The following is a 14,026-nucleotide window of genomic DNA, read 5'->3' as shown; positions in this document are numbered from 1 at the left end:
CGCTGCTGCTCGCTAACCGGCACATACACCTCGCCCGACGACGGACGGGGAGCGGCGCCGGTCTCGTCGAGGAGGAGGTCGAATTCGCGGTTCTGCGTGACGAACAGATGATCGACCAGGCTGTCGGCGAGGTTCCCCGCCGGGGGCGTGGTGTCCGTCTCCGGCGATGCCCGCCGCCACTCGATCGCCCCGCCGTCGAACCCGAGCATGCGCTCGACGAGCCAGGCGTCGATCTCGGGATGCTCCGCGGCGAACCGTGTGAGCGCGTCGACATCGACCGGTCCGCGATGCATCTGCAGGAAGTGCGGAGGCTTCGCCTCGTCGAACAGGCGGTCGACGGAGCCGAGGAGACGTTCCACGACGATGCCGCCCGACGCCATCAGCAGAGCGCTGATGACCAGCAGGACGGTCAGTGCCGCGGTCGCCGCGGGTCGTCGCCGGAGGTCTCGGGCGAGGAACCGTCGACGCACGTGCCGGATCACCTCAGGCCCGCCTTGCGCTGTGCTGGTCGGAAGCGCAGCGCGGCCACGAGGGCGAAGGCCGTCGTGAATCCGGCGAGGGCGCCGAGGGCCGGGGCCACGTCGGCCAGCCCGGCGGGCTCGAGGCTCAGCGTCCGCATGGCATCCAGGGCCCAATAGGCGGGGGAGGCGTGCGCCACGGCCTGCGCCCACCCGGGGAACGACGACACGGGCGCCAGCGCACCGCCGACGCCCGCCATGACCATTCCGCCCAGGCTGGCCGCGACGAGCGCATGCTCGGACGACGGGAAGACGGCGACCAGCATGACGCCGAACGCGACGAGCATCACGGCGAGGGCGAGCAGCACGAGTGCGATGGCGGCCGGCGAGCCCTGGGGGCGATAGCCGAAGACGAGTGCGCCGACGGCGATCACGAAGGTCAGCTGCGCGAGCTGCACGAGCAGGCACGCCGTGCTCCGACCGAGGACGAGGGCTCCCGCCGACACCGGTGCGGCGCGCAGCCTCTCCCAGGTGCCCCACTGATGCTCCCGGCCGAAGCCGGTCACGATCTGCTGCACCGCGAGGAACCCGAACAGCGCCGCGAAGCCCGGCACGACCTGTTCGGCCCCCGTCGCGGAGGGATACCCGGAGGCCTGCAGCTGGGCCTGTGCGCCGGGAAGCAGGAACGGCGTGAGGATGAGCGGGAGCGCCGCCATCACGACGGGTGTGGCCAGGTCGCCGCGCTGGATCCGCAGACTGACGCGGAGCATCGTCGCGAACCCGGTCATGCGTGTGCCCCTGCGCTGGTCGTGGCCGAGCCCGCCGCCGGGTCGGCGGACGCTCCGTCTGCAGACGTGGTCCATCCGATCCCCGTGAGGGAGCGGAACACGTCATCGAGGTCGGGTCGACGCAGCGACACATCGACGAGATCGTCCACGCTCCCCGGCTGCGCCGCGAGCGCGCCGATCGCGTCCGTCAGGTCTGCTCCCGGCGAGGCGCCGCCGGAGCGGACCAGCGCCGACCGATCGAGGCGGCGCCAGCCCCGGAGCGTCGGCGCGTCGTGTCGGAACCGCAGCTCGACGCTCGTCTCGGCGTGATCGCGCACGAGCTGCGGGATGGAACCCCGCGCCGAGATCCGACCGCCGTGCAGCACGGCGATCTCGGCGCGGAGCTCCTCGAACTCGCTCAGGACATGGCTGGTGTAGAGCACGGCGGTGCCGTCGTCGGCGAGGGAGCGGACCGCACGAAGGATGCGCCGTCGGGATTCGACATCGGCCCCGACGGTGGGCTCGTCCAAGAACAGCAGCCGGGGTCGGGACACCAGGGCCATCCCGGTGTGCACGCGGCGCTGCTGGCCCCCGCTCAGCTCGCCGACGACGAGCTCGGACTGCGCGTCCAGGTCGAGCGTCGCGAGCACCTCGTCGACCCGACGGCGCGCGGCCCGTCCGCGCAGACGTGCCAGCTCGGCGAAGATCATCAGGTTCTGCCGGGCCGACAGGGTGGGGTACACCCCCAGTCGCTGCGGCGCGAGCCCGATGCGGCTGGCGGCTGACAATCGCTTCCGCGAGATGTCGAGTCCCTCGACGAGCACGTGTCCGCTGTGCGGCTGCAGCAGGCCCGCGGCGACCGAGATGAGGGTGGACTTCCCGGCGCCGTTGAGGCCCAGGAGGCCCAGCACTGTGCCCCGGTGGATGGTCAGGTCGAGGTGGTCCAGCACGCGACGGGAGCCGTAGCTCACCGACACTCCGGTCATCTCCAGGGTGGGTCGGGAGGTCATACACTGATTCTACAACGTAGAATCTCATCGACACCTCCCTCATGGCGCGGGAAGATCGCAGCGTCGGCGAGACGTCCGCGACGTTCGGCGCCTCCAGCGCGGTCGTCTCCGGCGCTGTCGCCGCCCGGTGCTAGCGTCGCCAGGGACCCGAGGAGACGCGAGTGCACGAGATCAGCTGCCCGCATTGCGGCAAGGCCTTCACGATCGACGAGGCCGGCTACGCCGACATCGTGAAGCAGGTGCGCGACCGCGAGTTCGACGCGGCGCTGCACGAGCGGCTCGAGCAGGCGGCGCGCGAGCGCGAGAGCGCGGTCGAGCTCGCCGAGTCGCGGTTGCGGGAGTCGCTCGCGGCCGACGCCGCGAAGCAGCAGGCCGAGATCGAGCGGCTCAAGAGCTCGCTCGAGTCGACCGAGCTGGCGCAGCGGCTCGCGATCCAGGAGGCCGTCCAGGCCGTCGAGCAGGAGCGCGACGCCGAGACGGCGCGGCTCGAGCGGGAGGCCGCCGAGCGCGCCGAGGAGCTCGCCCGGCTGCGTGCCGAGGCGAAGGCGGCGGGCGTCGAGCAGCAGCTCGCCGTGCAGAGGGCCGTGGATGCGGTCGAGCGCGAGCGGGACGGCCTGAAGGGCGAGCTCGAGAAGGCCGAGCTCGCGCGGCAGATCGAGGAGACCGCGCTCAAGGAGCGCTACGAGGTCCAGCTCCGCGACCGCGACGACTCGATCGAGCGGCTCCGCGACATGAAGGCGAAGCTCTCGACGAAGATGGTCGGCGAGACGCTCGAGCAGCACTGCGAGATCGAGTTCGAGCGGCTGCGGGCGACCGCGTTCCCGCTCGCCGAGTTCGGTAAGGACAACGACGCCTCGACCGGCAGCAAGGGCGACTACGTCTACCGCGACCGCGACGCCGCGGGCACCGAGTACGTCTCGATCATGTTCGAGATGAAGAACGAGGCCGACCAGACCGCGACGAAGAAGCGCAACGAGGACTTCTACCGCGAGCTCGACAAGGACCGCACCGAGAAGGGCTGCGAGTACGCCGTGCTCGTCTCACTCCTCGAGCCCGAGAGCGAGCTCTTCAACGCCGGCATCGTCGACGTCTCGCACCGCTACCCGAAGATGTACGTCGTCCGACCGCAGTTCTTCATCCCCATCATCACGCTGCTCCGCAACGCCGCCCAGAGCACCGTCCAGGTGCGCACCGAGCTCGCCCGCATCCGCGAGCAGAACCTCGACATCACCGACTTCGAGACGAAGCTCAACGCCTTCAAGGACGGCTTCGCCCGCAACTACGGGCTCGCGTCGAACCAGTTCGGCGAGGCGATCAAGCGGATCGACGAGGCGATCAAGGATCTCGAGAAGACGAAGGAGATGCTCCTCAAGTCCGACAACAACCTCCGGCTCGCGAACGACAAGGCCGACCGGCTCACGATCAAGGCGCTCACCCGCGGCAACCCCACGATGGCCGCGAAGTTCGCCGAGCTCGAGCGCGCCGAGGACGGCGGCGGAGCCGAGTAGCCGGGGCGGCGGCGCTCAGCGCCGCCGCACCAGCACGATCCCGTCGAGGATCGTGCCCGCCTGCCCGTCCGGGCCCGTGAGCTCGCGCTCGCGGCGCTCCACGAGCTCCACCTCCCATGCCGACCGGTCGAGTTCGAGCGCCGCGAGGTCCTCCTCCGGCGACGCGAACGGGTGATCCGCCACCGTCTCGGGATCGACCCACGACGGCGGCGCGACGTGCGCCGTCACGAGCAGCCCCCCGCCGGCCGCGACGAAGCCGGTCGCGCGACGGAGGATCGCCGCACGCGGGATCTCGACCGGCCATGACTGCAGGAAGGATGCCGTGACGAGGTCCGCCGCCGAGACCGGCATCCAGTCCGCGAGGTCCGCCGCGATGAGCTCCAGCCGACCCGGCGGGATGCCGGCGGCGTCGGCGGCCGCGCGGCCGCGCGCGATCGCCGTGGGGGAGAGGTCGACGCCGGTCGTCTGCCAGCCCTGCGCGGCCAGCCAGACGGCGTCGCCGCCCTCGCCGCAGCCGAGGTCGATCGCGGTGCCCGGGTCCAGGCGCCCCGCCTCCGCCTCGAGGACGCGGTTGACGCGTCCGGACCAGGCGTGCTCCGTGCCGGCGTAGCGCGCCTCCCAGAACTCGGCGGCGCTCGTGCGGTCGTCCATGCCGGGATCCTCGCGCCCGCGGTGGCATCCCGGCAAGCCGTCGTGCCGAAATGGCAAGACGGCCCGGCGCGGCCGGCCACGCCGCGGCTAGGCTCGCGCTCGCGGGCGCGACCTCGGCGCCCGGCACCACCGGAAGGATCCCGTGACCCCTGACGCTCCGCGCGCGCCGCGCCCGCCCCGCCCCCAGATCACGCTCGAGGTGCTCCGCCGCGAGCAGCTCGCACCGCACCTCGTGCGCGTCCACCTGGGCGGCGAGGAGCTCGCGGGCTTCGCCGACAACGGCTTCGCCGACCGCTACGTGAAGCTCTGGTTCGCGAAGCCCGGGCTCGGACTCGAGCCGCCCTACGACCCGGTCGCGCTCCGCGAGCGCCTCGCGCCGGAGGACCTGCCGGTGACGCGCACCTACACGGTGCGCGAGCTCGACCTCGACGCCGGCCGCCTCGCGATCGACTTCGTCGTGCACGGCGACGAGGGGCTCGCGGGCCCATGGGCGGACCGCGCCGCACCCGGGCAGCGGCTCACGATGTCGGGACCGGGCGGCGCCTACTCGCCCGATCCGGAGGCCGACTGGCACCTCCTCGCCGGCGACGAGTCGGCGCTCCCCGCGATCGCGGCCGCCCTCGAGGCGATGGACCCGGCGGCCCGGGGGCTCGCCTTCGTCGAGGTCGACGGCGCGGCCGACGAGATCCCGCTGCGGCGCCCGGAGGGCGTCGAGCTCCGCTGGCTGCATCGTGCGCCGGAGCGGCCCGGCGCGTCGGCCGTGCTCGTGGATGCCGTGGCCGACGCCGACTGGCTCGAGGGGCGCGTCCACGCCTTCGTCCACGGCGAGCGGGAGACCATGAAGCGGCTGCGCGACGTGCTCTTCGCGCAGCGCGGGCTCGAGCGCACGCAGGTGTCGCTCTCGGGCTACTGGGCGATGGGCCGCACCGAGGATCGCTTCCAGGCGGAGAAGCGCGAGCCGATCGGCCGGATCCTCAGCTGATCGGGGTGCCGGGCTCGCGGCTCGCGAGGCCGGCGACGAGCAGCTCGACGCCGAAGCCGAGCTCGGCCTCGGCGTCCTTCGCGGGCGCGGGCGCGCCGGCGACGATCCCGAGGCGGTCGTACTGCTGCCGCTGCTGCTCGCGCCCCACCTGGCCGAGCACGAAGTGGAGCACGGCGCGGGCCGCGCGCCGCCGCGTCGCCTCGTCGTGGCCGCTGCCGGCGAGCGCGGCCTCGAGATGCTCGAGCGGCGCGGTGGCGCCGAGGTCGAGCGCGAGGGTGCTCTGCACGACCTCGGCCCCGTCGCGCGACGCGAGGAGCGCCCGGCGGAGGGATGCCGCGACGGCGTGGGTGCGGCCGCGCCAGTCCGCCGCGTCGCGCCGGTCCGTCCCGTGCGCCGCGCCGGCCGAGCCGACCCCGGCATCCAGTCGCGCGACGATCCGGTCGGCGACGGCCGCGAGCAGCGCCTGCTTGCTCTCGACGTGCCAGTAGAGCGCGCTCGGCTGCACCTCGAGCGCGGTCGCGAGCCGGCGCATGGTGAGCTCGGCGAGGCCGTGCTCGTCGAGGATGCCGAGGGCCGCGTCGACGACGTCGTCTCGGGTGCGGCGTCGCCCCGCGTCGCTCGTGCCGGCCATGTGGCGAGTATAGTGAACGGCGTTCAGGTGAACACCGTTCAGGAAACGTCCCACTCCGCGCACCCAGGAGGCAGCATGGCCCGCTCCACCCGTCTCGAGGTCGGCGACCTCGCCCGCATCGCCGTCATGGCGGCCGTGATCGGCCTGCTCGGCCTCCCCGGCAGCATCGGCGTCATCCCGGGCGTCCCGATCACGGCGCAGACGCTCGGCGTCATGCTCGCGGGGGCCATCCTCGGGCCCTGGCTCGGCGCGCTCTCCGTCACGGTGCTCCTCGCGGTCGTCGCGATCGGCGTGCCGCTGCTCGCGGGCGGTCGCGGCGGGGTCGGCGTCTTCGCCGCCCCCAGCACGGGCTACCTCCTCGGCTGGCTGCTCGGCGCGATCGTCGTCGGCCTCATCGCGCGCGCCGGCGGCCGCATCGTCTGGTGGCGCACGGCCCTCGCGATGCTCCTCGGCGGCATCGGCGCGATCTACCTCGTCGGCATCCCCGTGCAGAGCGCCGTCACCCGGCTCCCGCTCGCCGAGACCGCCCTCCAGAGCCTCGTGTTCGTGCCGGGCGACCTCGTCAAGGCGGTGCTCGCGACCGCGATCGTCGTCTCGCTCGCCCGGGCGTACCCCCGTGCGCTCCGTCTCGCGCCGCGTGCGGCCTCGGCGCGGGGCGCCGCGCGGGAGCCCGCGGCCGCCGGATCGTGAGCGTGCGGGTGAGCGCGAGCGCGCCTGCTCGCTCCGGCGCGCACCGCATCGCACCCGTCGAGCTCGCGGACCCGCTCGCGGCGCTGCCCGAGCTCCGGCGGCTCCGTGCCACGGGGGCGGTGCCGCTCGTGCTCGACCCGCGGCTGGCACCCCCGCATCGCGCCGAGGTCGTGGCCGCGGCGCGCGCCGCCGTGCCCGGCCCGGACGTCGCGTGGGCGGCCCTCACCTCCGGGTCGAGCGGGCGCATCCGCCTCGTGCTCCGCAGCGAGGCGAGCTGGTCGGCCTCCTTCCCGACCATCGAGGCGCTCCTCGGCGCGCGCCCGGGCGACGGCATCCACCTGCCGCTGCCGCCGGCCTCCTCGCTCACGCTCTTCTCGCTCGCCCACGCCCTCGCCGGCGGGCCGCAGCCCGCACCGGCCGGCGATGCCCGCCTCCTCCACGGCACGCCGGAGTCGCTGCGGGCCGTGCTCGAGGACGGCCGCATGCCGCGGCTCGAGGCGGCGCTCGTCGGCGGATCCCGCCTCGATCCGGAGCTGCGCCGCCGGGCCGAGGCACGAGGCATCCGCGTCGTGCACTACTACGGCGCCGCCGAGCTCTCCTTCGTCGCCGCCGATGAGGGCGGGGGGATGCGGGCCCTCCCCGGCGTGGAGCTCGCGGTCCGCGACGGCGTGCTCCGCGTGCGCTCCGCGACGATCGCGGAGTCCGTGCTCGGCCGCGGCGGCGCGCTCCGCATCGAGGACGACTGGGCGGACGTCGGCGACCGCGCCGAGCTGCACGACGGCGTCCTCCGACTGCTCGGGAGGGCGGACGAGGCGCTGCAGAGCGCGTCGGCGACCGTGATCCCCGAGGAGGTCGAGGCGGTGCTGCGCACCCTGCCCGGTGTCCGCGACGCGGCGCTCGTCGGCATCCCGCACCCGCGGCTCGGCGATCACCTCGCGGCGGTCCTCGAGCTCGAGGCGGGCGCCGTGCCGCCCGCCGCCTCGGCGCTCCGCGAGGCCGTGCGCGGCCGGCTCTCCCGGAGCCACCTGCCGCGACGCTGGCATCACGGCGAGATCCCGCGGACGCTCGCCGGCAAGCCCGCGCGCGCCGAGCTCGTGCGCCGCATCGTCGCGGGGGAGGTGGCCCGCTGTGCATGAGGCGGTCGTCGTCGCCGCGCGGCGCACCCCGATCGCGACGCGGGGGCGCGCCCTCGCGTCCGTCTCCGTCGAGCAGCTCGCGGCGGCGGCCGCCCGCGCGGCGCTCGACGATGCGCGCGCGGCCGGGACCGTGCGCGAGCCGATCGCCGATCTCGTGCTCGGCAACTGCATGGGCCCGGGCGGCAACCCGGCCCGCCTCGCCGCGCTCGCGGCAGGGCTCGGCGTCGAGGTCCCGGGCGCCACGGTCGATCGGCAATGCGGCAGCGGGCTCGCGGCCATCATCGACGCCGCGACCGCGATCCGGGCGGGCGATGCGCGGCCCCGGATCGCGGGCGGCGCGGAGAGCGCCTCGACGGCGCCTGTGCGCTCGCGCGACGGCGAGGCCTACGAGCGCGCCCCCTTCGCGCCCGAGGGCTTCCCGGATCCCGAGATGACCCGCGCCGCCGAGGACCTGGCCGCGCACGACGGCATCCCGCGCGGGCGCCAGGACGCCCACGCCCGCCGCAGTCACGAGCGTGCCCGCGACGCGCGCGACGCCGGACGGCACCGCGCGGAGATCGTGGAGCTCGCGGGCGCCCGCGAGGACGACGCGATCGGCGCGGGGGAGCGCACGATCGGCCGGATGCCGGCGCTCTTCCCCGGCGGCACGCTCACGGCCGCGACCTCGACCCGCATCTCGGATGGCGCCGCCGCGGTCGTGCTCGTGCCGCGGACGCCGGGCGTCGAGGGGCTCGCGGTGCGGGCGCACGCCGTCGTGGGCTGCGATCCGGCGCTCCCGGGCATCGGGGCCGCGCTCGCGATCGGCGCGCTGCTCGCGCGCGAGGGGCTCTGGCCCGGGGACCTCGCCGCCCTCGAGATCGTCGAGGCCTTCGCCGCGCAGCACCTCGCGGTCCTCGACCGACTCGGCATCGAGGAGGACGACCCGCGCGTCGGCGCCGACGGCGGTGCCCTCGCGTTCGGCCACCCCTGGGGTGCGAGCGGGGCGATCGCGGTCGTACGGCTCCACAGCCGCCTGATCCGGGCAGGGGCGCCGACGGGCGCGCTCGGCGTGGCCGCGGCCTCCGTCGGCGGCGGCCTCGGGATCGCGTGCCTCCTCGAGGTGGTCCGGTGAGCGCGATCGAGCTGGATGCGGCCGAGGTGCACCTCGGCGAGGTCGTCGCACTCCACGCGACGGATCTGCACCTCGACGCCGAGCGCACCGCCGTGATCGGCGCCAACGGCTCGGGGAAGTCGAGCCTCGCGCGGCTCGTCGGCGGGCTCGTGCCGGCGTCGGGCGGCGCGACGCGCGTGCTCGGCCTCGACCCCCGGCGGGATGCGAGGGAGCTGCGCCACCGGGTCGCGTTCGTCTTCTCGAACCCGGACGCGCAGATCATCATGCCGACGGTCGCGGAGGATGTCGCCTTCTCGCTCCGCACCGAGCGACTCCCGAACGGGGAGCGGGACGCGCGAGTCGCCGCCGCGCTCGAGCGCTTCGGCCTCGCCGAGCTCGCGACGCGCGCCGCGCACGAGCTCTCGGGCGGCCAGAAGCAGCTCCTCGCGCTCGCGGGCGCCTTCGTCCGCGAGCCGGAGCTCGTCATCGCCGACGAGCCGACGGCATTTCTCGACGCGCGCAACGCCCGCCTCGTCGCGGAGCATCTGCTGCGCCCGAGCGGCCACCGCCTCCTCCTGCTCACGCACGACCTGGAGCTCGCCGCCCGCTGCGAGGAGGCCGTGCTCGTGGATGCGGGCCGCGTCGTCGCCGTCGGCCCGTCGAGCGAGGTGGTCGGCCGCTACCGCGACGCCCTCGAGGAGCCCGCATGCTGAGCCTCTTCCGCCCCGGCACCGGGCCGCTGCACCGGGCGCCGGCCGGGGTGAAGCTGCTCCTCACGGCGCTCGTCGTGCTCGCGCTGTCGCTGCTCCCCGCGACATGGTGGGCGATCGCCGTGTGCGCCGCGGCGGTGCTCCTCGCCTTCGGCCTCGGGCGCCTCGGCTGGCGGACGCTCGGTGAGCGGCTGTGGTCGACCCGCTGGGTCGCGGCCATCACCGCGGTCGGACAGCTCGTGTTCCTCGGCCCCGCGCCTGCCGCCGCGAACACGGCGCGTGTCGTCGCGATCCTCGTGCTCGCCTCCCTGCTCGCGCTCACGACGCCCGCGCAGGAGCTGCTCGCGACGCTCGAGCGCGGGCTCGCGCCGCTGCGACGGCTCGGCGCGGACCCCGCGCGGGCCTCGCTCCTCGTCATGACGACGATCCACACGGTGGCCGTCCTCGGGCGCCTCGCAGCCTCGGTCCGCGAGGCGCAGCGGGCGCGCGGCGCGCGGGCCGGCATCCGCACCTTCGCGGTGCCGTTCCTCGTCCTCGCCTTCCGGCACGCGGACGAGCTCGGCGACGCCCTCGCGGCGCGCGGCGTCGACTAGGCGCGCGGCCACCACGCGGGGAGGAAGGCGTCCGAGAGCTCGAGGAGCCGCTCGCGGTCGCGGGGGGCGGGCGTCTGCAGCCAGGCGTCGATCGCGCCCACCCATCCGTCGGCGAGGAAGCGGGCCACGACATCCCGCTCGCCCTCGGGGACGGGCGGCACGACCGCGCCGTGCTCGAAGAGCTGGAGGGTCGACTCGCGGAAGTGGGCGCTGAGCATCGCGTGGAGCGCGGCCTCGTCGTGCGAGCCGAGCGCTCGACGGTAGACCTCGTCGTGCCGCTCGACGTGCTCGAGCACCGCGAGGGTGACCCCGCGGATCGCGGCCGCGGCGCCCGAGGGCTCGATCTCCGCCAGGTGGGTGCGGCGCGCCTCGTCGAGCTCGCCGCGCAGGACGAGGCGGAGCAGGCCGGCGGGGGACTCCGCGTGCTCGTAGACGGTGGAGCGGTGGACGCCGGCCTCGCGGGCGAGCTCGGCGACCGGGATGCGGCCGACCTCCCGGGTGGGCGCGAGGCGCAGGATGGCCTCGGCCAGTCGATCGCGGCTGCGCTGCATGCGTGCATCCATGGCTGCGATTGTAGGAGCCGCTAGCGTGTCGGAGATGGTTGTCCACAGCCCCTGCCCGTGCGGTTCCGGCGACCCCTCGGCGTCCTGCTGCGGCCCGATCCTCGAGGGCGCGCCCGCGCCGACGGCGGAGCGGCTCATGCGCTCGCGCTTCACGGCCTTCGCGCTCGGCGACCGGGCGCATCTGCTGCGCTCCTGGCATCCCGCGACGCGTCCCGCGGAGCTCGAGCTCGACGCGGCGACGCGGTGGCGCCGGCTCCAGATCGTCGACGCCGTCGGTGGCGGCGAGGGGGATGCCGAGGGGGTCGTCGAGTTCCGCGCCTCCTATCGCGACGGGGAGGGCGCGGGTCTCCTCCACGAGCGCAGCCGCTTCGCCCGCCACGAGGGGCGCTGGGTGTATCTCGACGGGGAGCAGCCCGGCTGAGCCGCGCCCCGCAGACGGGGAAGGGCCCCGGCCGCCACCAGGTGGCGGGCGGGGCCCTCCGTCATCGCGGCCGACACGGGATCAGCGCGGCGGCGCGATCAGCAGCCACTCGCGTGCGGCGTGCCGCTCGCGCGCCTCGCGGAGCACGAGCTGCTCATGGCGCCGGATCCGGCGCTCGCGCGAGGGGTGGTCGCGCAGCGTCCTGCGGCCGTACGCGATGAGCGCGAGACCGAGGTGCAGGGCGATGCGGTCGAGCAGCGGCACGGTGCGCGGCGCGTGGGGCGCCGTTCTCGCGCTCGCGGCGTGGGGCGGATGCTGGGTCGGGCGGGTGTCGACCGACAGGCGGGTGCTCATGATGGGTTCCTCGTGGGATCGTGGCGACGGCGCGCGGGCGCGCGGCGTCGGACGCCGCGGGAGGCGGCGCGGCGCGGCCACGCATCGGCTCAGGCCGATGGGGTCGCGGACGGGACGATCGATCCGCTGCGCGGCGGCGCCGGCGCTCGGGTCGTGAGCGCGCGGCGGTGCCGGTGGATCGGGGCTGCTCCAGCTGTCGTCACCGCATCGGGCGACGGCGAGTCGGCCCGATCAGGCGGTGAGGACGCCGGAGAAGCCGGCGCGGGACGGGAAGCCTGCTGCTCCCGTGATTCGGATGCTCATTGCCATGTCGCCAACTCCTCTCTCTGCTCGGCGTCCGCTCAGGCTAGCGGGACGGGTCGCGCGCGCACAAGGGCGACACGCCCGGGATTCACGATCGCTCGGACGCGTCGCCGTCGACGATCGAGATGCCGCGACCGCGGATGCGGCGGCGCTCCTCGGCGAGCGCGGTCAGGAGGCGGTCACGGGTGCCGCGGATGTGCGCGGCGGCGAGCGCCTCGGCAGCCGCGCCGTCACGGCGGCGGAGCGCCGCGACGAGCTCGCGGTGCTCGTCGCGGGCGTGGGCGCGGGATGCCGCGCTCCGCACCTCGAGCCAGCGGGTCCGCATGAGGCGGGTGAGGTCGCCGGCCACGCCGTCGACGAGGAAGCGGTTGCCCGAGAGCCCTGCGAGCGCGAGGTGGAAGTCGGCGCCGTCGCGGAGGTCCAGCTCCTCCTCGTCGCGGTCGCGATGCGCGTCGGCGATGGCCTCGAGCGCGTCGAGCGCGGCGTCCTCGGCCCGCTCGGCCGCGAGGCGGGCGGTGGCCCGCTCGAGCGCCTCGCGGTGCTCGAGCACGGCTCGCAGCTCGGCGAGGTCGATGGGCGTGACCTCCCAGCTGCGTCCGGCCCGGCGCGTGAGGCCCTCGCCCTCGAGGCGCATGAGGGCGGCGCGGATGGGGGTGCGCGAGGCGCCGAGCCGCGTCTCGAGGCCCCGTTCGCTGAGGCGCTCGCCCGGAGCGAGCTCGAGCCCGAGGATCGCGCGCCGCAGCGTCTCGGTCGCACCCTGTTCCGCCGGCACCGGCATCCCGACCTCCCTCGAGTCTGGTATACCAGCATGGTACGCCACGAGAGGAGCACGGGATGTCGACACACCGGGAGCAGGAACGTGAGCGCACGGCGGCCCCGCCCGCCGCCTGGCGGATGCTCGCGCTCGGCGTCGCCGCCCAGGCGATCGGCACGCTCCTCGTCTCGACCCCCGCCTACCTCATCCCGCACCTGCACCTCGAGCGCGGCATGCCGCTCGCGGAGGCCGGTCTCCTCGCCGCCGCACCCACCTTCGGCATGGTGCTGACGCTCGTCGCCTGGGGCGCCCTCGCGGACCGGGTGGGGGAGCGCTGGGTCATCGCCGGCGGGCTCGCGCTCACGGGGCTCTTCGCGCTCGCCGCCGCGCCCGCGGGCGAGCTCGGCGTCCTCGCCGTCCTGCTCGGGCTCGGCGGCGCGGCCTCCGCGAGCGCGAACGCCGCGAGCGGACGCGTCGTGGTCGGCTGGTTCCCGCGCGAGCGGCGCGGCCTCGCCATGGGCATCCGGCAGATGAGCCAGCCGCTCGGCGTGGCGCTCGCGGCGCTCGTCGTGCCGCCGCTCGCGGACGCCGCCGGCACCGCGGGGCCGCTGCTCCTGGCGGCCGTGCTCGCCCTCCTCGTCGCGGTCGCCTGCGCGATCGGGATCCAGGATCCGCCGCGCCCCGCGCCGCGGGAGTCCGCGGCGCCGTCGCCGACCCCGCGCCGTCTCGGCCCGTACCGCCGCGATGCCTTCCTCCTGCGCATCCACCTCGTGTCCGCGCTGCTCGTCGTCCCGCAGTTCACGCTCGCGACCTTCGGCCTCGTCTGGCTCATCGCCGAGCTCGGCTGGCATCCGGCGGCCGCGGGCGTCGTCGTCGCGCTCTCGCAGTTCGTCGGCGCCCTCGGGCGGATCGGGGTCGGGTGGCTGAGCGATCGGGTCGGCTCCCGGATCCGGGTGCTCCGCTGGGTCGCGCTCGCCGGGATCGCGGCGATGCTCGCCCTCGCGGCGGCCGGGGCGCTCGCGTGGAGCGCGGCCGCCGCGATCCTGCTCGTCGCCGCCGTCACGGTGAGCGTCGCCGACAACGGCCTCGCCTTCACCTCCGTCGCGGAGGCGGCGGGCCGGGACTGGTCGGGCCGGGCGCTCGGCGTGCAGAACACGGGGCAGTTCCTCGCCGCGTCCGCCGTCGGCCCGGGGATGGGCGCCGCGATCGCGGTGCTCGGCTACCCGCTCGCCTTCGCGCTCGTCGCGCTCGCGCCGCTCCTCGCGCTGCCGCTCATCCCCGCGGCCGACCGGCACGCCGACTGAGCGCCGCCGCGGGACCGGGATGCCGCGGCCACCCCGCCAGCGGCACGACGCGCGTGCGGCGCAATAGGCTGGTGGCGACCATCCCTCGACCGACGAAGGCG

At 75.5% G+C, this 14,026-nt stretch carries 16 protein-coding genes; 9 read left to right on the top strand and 7 right to left on the bottom strand.

Annotated features, from left to right (window positions below; translation table 11 throughout):
• Nucleotides 1–478: 478 nt before the first annotated feature.
• Together OF852_RS04205 and OF852_RS04200 are read right to left on the bottom strand one after the other, a co-directional pair.
• Nucleotides 479–1,246: an ABC transporter permease gene (locus OF852_RS04205; RefSeq protein WP_271120555.1), complete on the bottom strand. Its 768-nt coding sequence runs from the start codon at nucleotides 1,244–1,246 to the stop codon at nucleotides 479–481.
• Nucleotides 1,243–2,235: an ABC transporter ATP-binding protein gene (locus tag OF852_RS04200; protein ID WP_271120554.1), complete on the bottom strand. Its 993-nt coding sequence runs from the start codon at nucleotides 2,233–2,235 to the stop codon at nucleotides 1,243–1,245. The genes OF852_RS04205 and OF852_RS04200 overlap by 4 nt, the downstream gene beginning before the upstream one ends.
• A 161-nt stretch (nucleotides 2,236–2,396) precedes the next feature.
• Here OF852_RS04200 and OF852_RS04195 point away from each other — a divergent pair, with 161 nt between their 5' ends.
• Nucleotides 2,397–3,743, top strand: coding sequence for a DUF2130 domain-containing protein (locus tag OF852_RS04195; RefSeq protein ID WP_271120553.1), 1,347 nt, complete (start codon nucleotides 2,397–2,399; stop codon nucleotides 3,741–3,743).
• Nucleotides 3,744–3,758: 15 nt separating this feature from the next.
• Here the strand turns inward: OF852_RS04195 and OF852_RS04190 are convergent, their stop codons facing one another.
• A complete protein-coding gene (locus OF852_RS04190) occupies nucleotides 3,759–4,394 on the bottom strand; it encodes a class I SAM-dependent methyltransferase (RefSeq protein WP_271120552.1) in 636 nt (211 codons plus the stop codon).
• Nucleotides 4,395–4,536: 142 nt separating this feature from the next.
• Between OF852_RS04190 and OF852_RS04185 the strand changes: the two genes are divergently transcribed.
• The gene (locus tag OF852_RS04185; protein ID WP_271120551.1) at nucleotides 4,537–5,376 is read left to right on the top strand and encodes a siderophore-interacting protein; all 840 of its coding nucleotides are present in this window, start codon (nucleotides 4,537–4,539) and stop codon (nucleotides 5,374–5,376) included.
• Here the strand turns inward: OF852_RS04185 and OF852_RS04180 are convergent.
• Nucleotides 5,369–6,007 (bottom strand): TetR family transcriptional regulator, encoded by a 639-nt coding sequence (locus OF852_RS04180; RefSeq protein ID WP_271120550.1) that lies wholly within the window; start codon nucleotides 6,005–6,007, stop codon nucleotides 5,369–5,371. The genes OF852_RS04185 and OF852_RS04180 overlap by 8 nt on opposite strands.
• A 75-nt stretch (nucleotides 6,008–6,082) precedes the next feature.
• Here OF852_RS04180 and OF852_RS04175 point away from each other — a divergent pair, with 75 nt between their 5' ends.
• From OF852_RS04175 to OF852_RS04155, 5 genes are read left to right on the top strand one after another with little or no spacing between them, the layout of a single operon-like run.
• The gene (locus tag OF852_RS04175; protein WP_271120549.1) at nucleotides 6,083–6,697 is read left to right on the top strand and encodes a biotin transporter BioY; all 615 of its coding nucleotides are present in this window, start codon (nucleotides 6,083–6,085) and stop codon (nucleotides 6,695–6,697) included.
• A gap of 8 nt (nucleotides 6,698–6,705) precedes the next feature.
• Nucleotides 6,706–7,833, top strand: a complete 1,128-nt coding sequence (locus OF852_RS04170; protein WP_271120548.1) for a class I adenylate-forming enzyme family protein — start codon at nucleotides 6,706–6,708, stop codon at nucleotides 7,831–7,833.
• Nucleotides 7,826–8,944 carry an acetyl-CoA C-acyltransferase gene (locus OF852_RS04165; protein WP_271120547.1) on the top strand — a complete coding sequence of 373 codons (1,119 nt, stop codon included), beginning with the start codon at nucleotides 7,826–7,828 and terminating at the stop codon, nucleotides 8,942–8,944. Before OF852_RS04170 ends, OF852_RS04165 begins: the two co-directional genes overlap by 8 nt.
• Nucleotides 8,941–9,636 (top strand): energy-coupling factor ABC transporter ATP-binding protein, encoded by a 696-nt coding sequence (locus OF852_RS04160; protein WP_271120546.1) that lies wholly within the window; start codon nucleotides 8,941–8,943, stop codon nucleotides 9,634–9,636. Before OF852_RS04165 ends, OF852_RS04160 begins: the two co-directional genes overlap by 4 nt.
• Complete coding sequence (locus OF852_RS04155) at nucleotides 9,630–10,226, top strand: energy-coupling factor transporter transmembrane component T family protein (RefSeq protein WP_271120545.1); 597 nt, start codon at nucleotides 9,630–9,632, stop codon at nucleotides 10,224–10,226. Before OF852_RS04160 ends, OF852_RS04155 begins: the two co-directional genes overlap by 7 nt.
• Here the strand turns inward: OF852_RS04155 and OF852_RS04150 are convergent.
• Entirely contained in the window at nucleotides 10,223–10,789 is a 567-nt protein-coding gene (locus tag OF852_RS04150) for a TetR/AcrR family transcriptional regulator (protein WP_271120544.1), read from the bottom strand. The two genes, OF852_RS04155 and OF852_RS04150, sit on opposite strands and share 4 nt — an antisense overlap.
• 34 nt (nucleotides 10,790–10,823) lie before the next feature.
• Between OF852_RS04150 and OF852_RS04145 the strand changes: the two genes are divergently transcribed.
• The gene (locus OF852_RS04145) at nucleotides 10,824–11,210 is read left to right on the top strand and encodes a YchJ family protein (RefSeq protein ID WP_271120543.1); all 387 of its coding nucleotides are present in this window, start codon (nucleotides 10,824–10,826) and stop codon (nucleotides 11,208–11,210) included.
• Between the two features lie 81 nt (nucleotides 11,211–11,291).
• Here OF852_RS04145 and OF852_RS04140 read toward each other — a convergent pair whose 3' ends face one another.
• On the bottom strand, nucleotides 11,292–11,564 hold the full coding sequence (locus tag OF852_RS04140; protein WP_271120542.1) for a hypothetical protein: 273 nt from the start codon (nucleotides 11,562–11,564) through the stop codon (nucleotides 11,292–11,294).
• Nucleotides 11,565–11,955: 391 nt separating this feature from the next.
• Nucleotides 11,956–12,645, bottom strand: coding sequence for a GntR family transcriptional regulator (locus tag OF852_RS04135; protein ID WP_271120541.1), 690 nt, complete (start codon nucleotides 12,643–12,645; stop codon nucleotides 11,956–11,958).
• Between the two features lie 56 nt (nucleotides 12,646–12,701).
• Between OF852_RS04135 and OF852_RS04130 the strand changes: the two genes are divergently transcribed.
• A complete protein-coding gene (locus OF852_RS04130; protein WP_271120540.1) occupies nucleotides 12,702–13,925 on the top strand; it encodes an MFS transporter in 1,224 nt (407 codons plus the stop codon).
• Nucleotides 13,926–14,026: the final 101 nt, after the last annotated feature.

It is taken from the genome of Homoserinibacter sp. YIM 151385 (assembly GCF_027912415.1).
Taxonomy (GTDB): domain Bacteria; phylum Actinomycetota; class Actinomycetes; order Actinomycetales; family Microbacteriaceae; genus Schumannella.
This window is presented reverse-complemented; position numbering and strand designations above follow the sequence as displayed.

What these genes read in the sequence shown, in the direction of transcription:
- OF852_RS04205 (WP_271120555.1), bottom strand. Translation starts at nt 1,246, where the DNA reads ATGACCGGGTTCGCGACGATGCTCCGCGTCAGTCTGCGGATCCAGCGC.
- OF852_RS04200 (WP_271120554.1), bottom strand. Translation starts at nt 2,235, where the DNA reads ATGACCTCCCGACCCACCCTGGAGATGACCGGAGTGTCGGTGAGCTAC.
- OF852_RS04190 (WP_271120552.1), bottom strand. Translation starts at nt 4,394, where the DNA reads ATGGACGACCGCACGAGCGCCGCCGAGTTCTGGGAGGCGCGCTACGCC.
- OF852_RS04180 (WP_271120550.1), bottom strand. Translation starts at nt 6,007, where the DNA reads ATGGCCGGCACGAGCGACGCGGGGCGACGCCGCACCCGAGACGACGTC.
- OF852_RS04175 (WP_271120549.1), top strand. Translation starts at nt 6,083, where the DNA reads ATGGCCCGCTCCACCCGTCTCGAGGTCGGCGACCTCGCCCGCATCGCC.
- OF852_RS04155 (WP_271120545.1), top strand. Translation starts at nt 9,630, where the DNA reads ATGCTGAGCCTCTTCCGCCCCGGCACCGGGCCGCTGCACCGGGCGCCG.
- OF852_RS04150 (WP_271120544.1), bottom strand. Translation starts at nt 10,789, where the DNA reads ATGGATGCACGCATGCAGCGCAGCCGCGATCGACTGGCCGAGGCCATC.
- OF852_RS04145 (WP_271120543.1), top strand. Translation starts at nt 10,824, where the DNA reads ATGGTTGTCCACAGCCCCTGCCCGTGCGGTTCCGGCGACCCCTCGGCG.
- OF852_RS04140 (WP_271120542.1), bottom strand. Translation starts at nt 11,564, where the DNA reads ATGAGCACCCGCCTGTCGGTCGACACCCGCCCGACCCAGCATCCGCCC.
- OF852_RS04135 (WP_271120541.1), bottom strand. Translation starts at nt 12,645, where the DNA reads ATGCCGGTGCCGGCGGAACAGGGTGCGACCGAGACGCTGCGGCGCGCG.
- OF852_RS04130 (WP_271120540.1), top strand. Translation starts at nt 12,702, where the DNA reads ATGTCGACACACCGGGAGCAGGAACGTGAGCGCACGGCGGCCCCGCCC.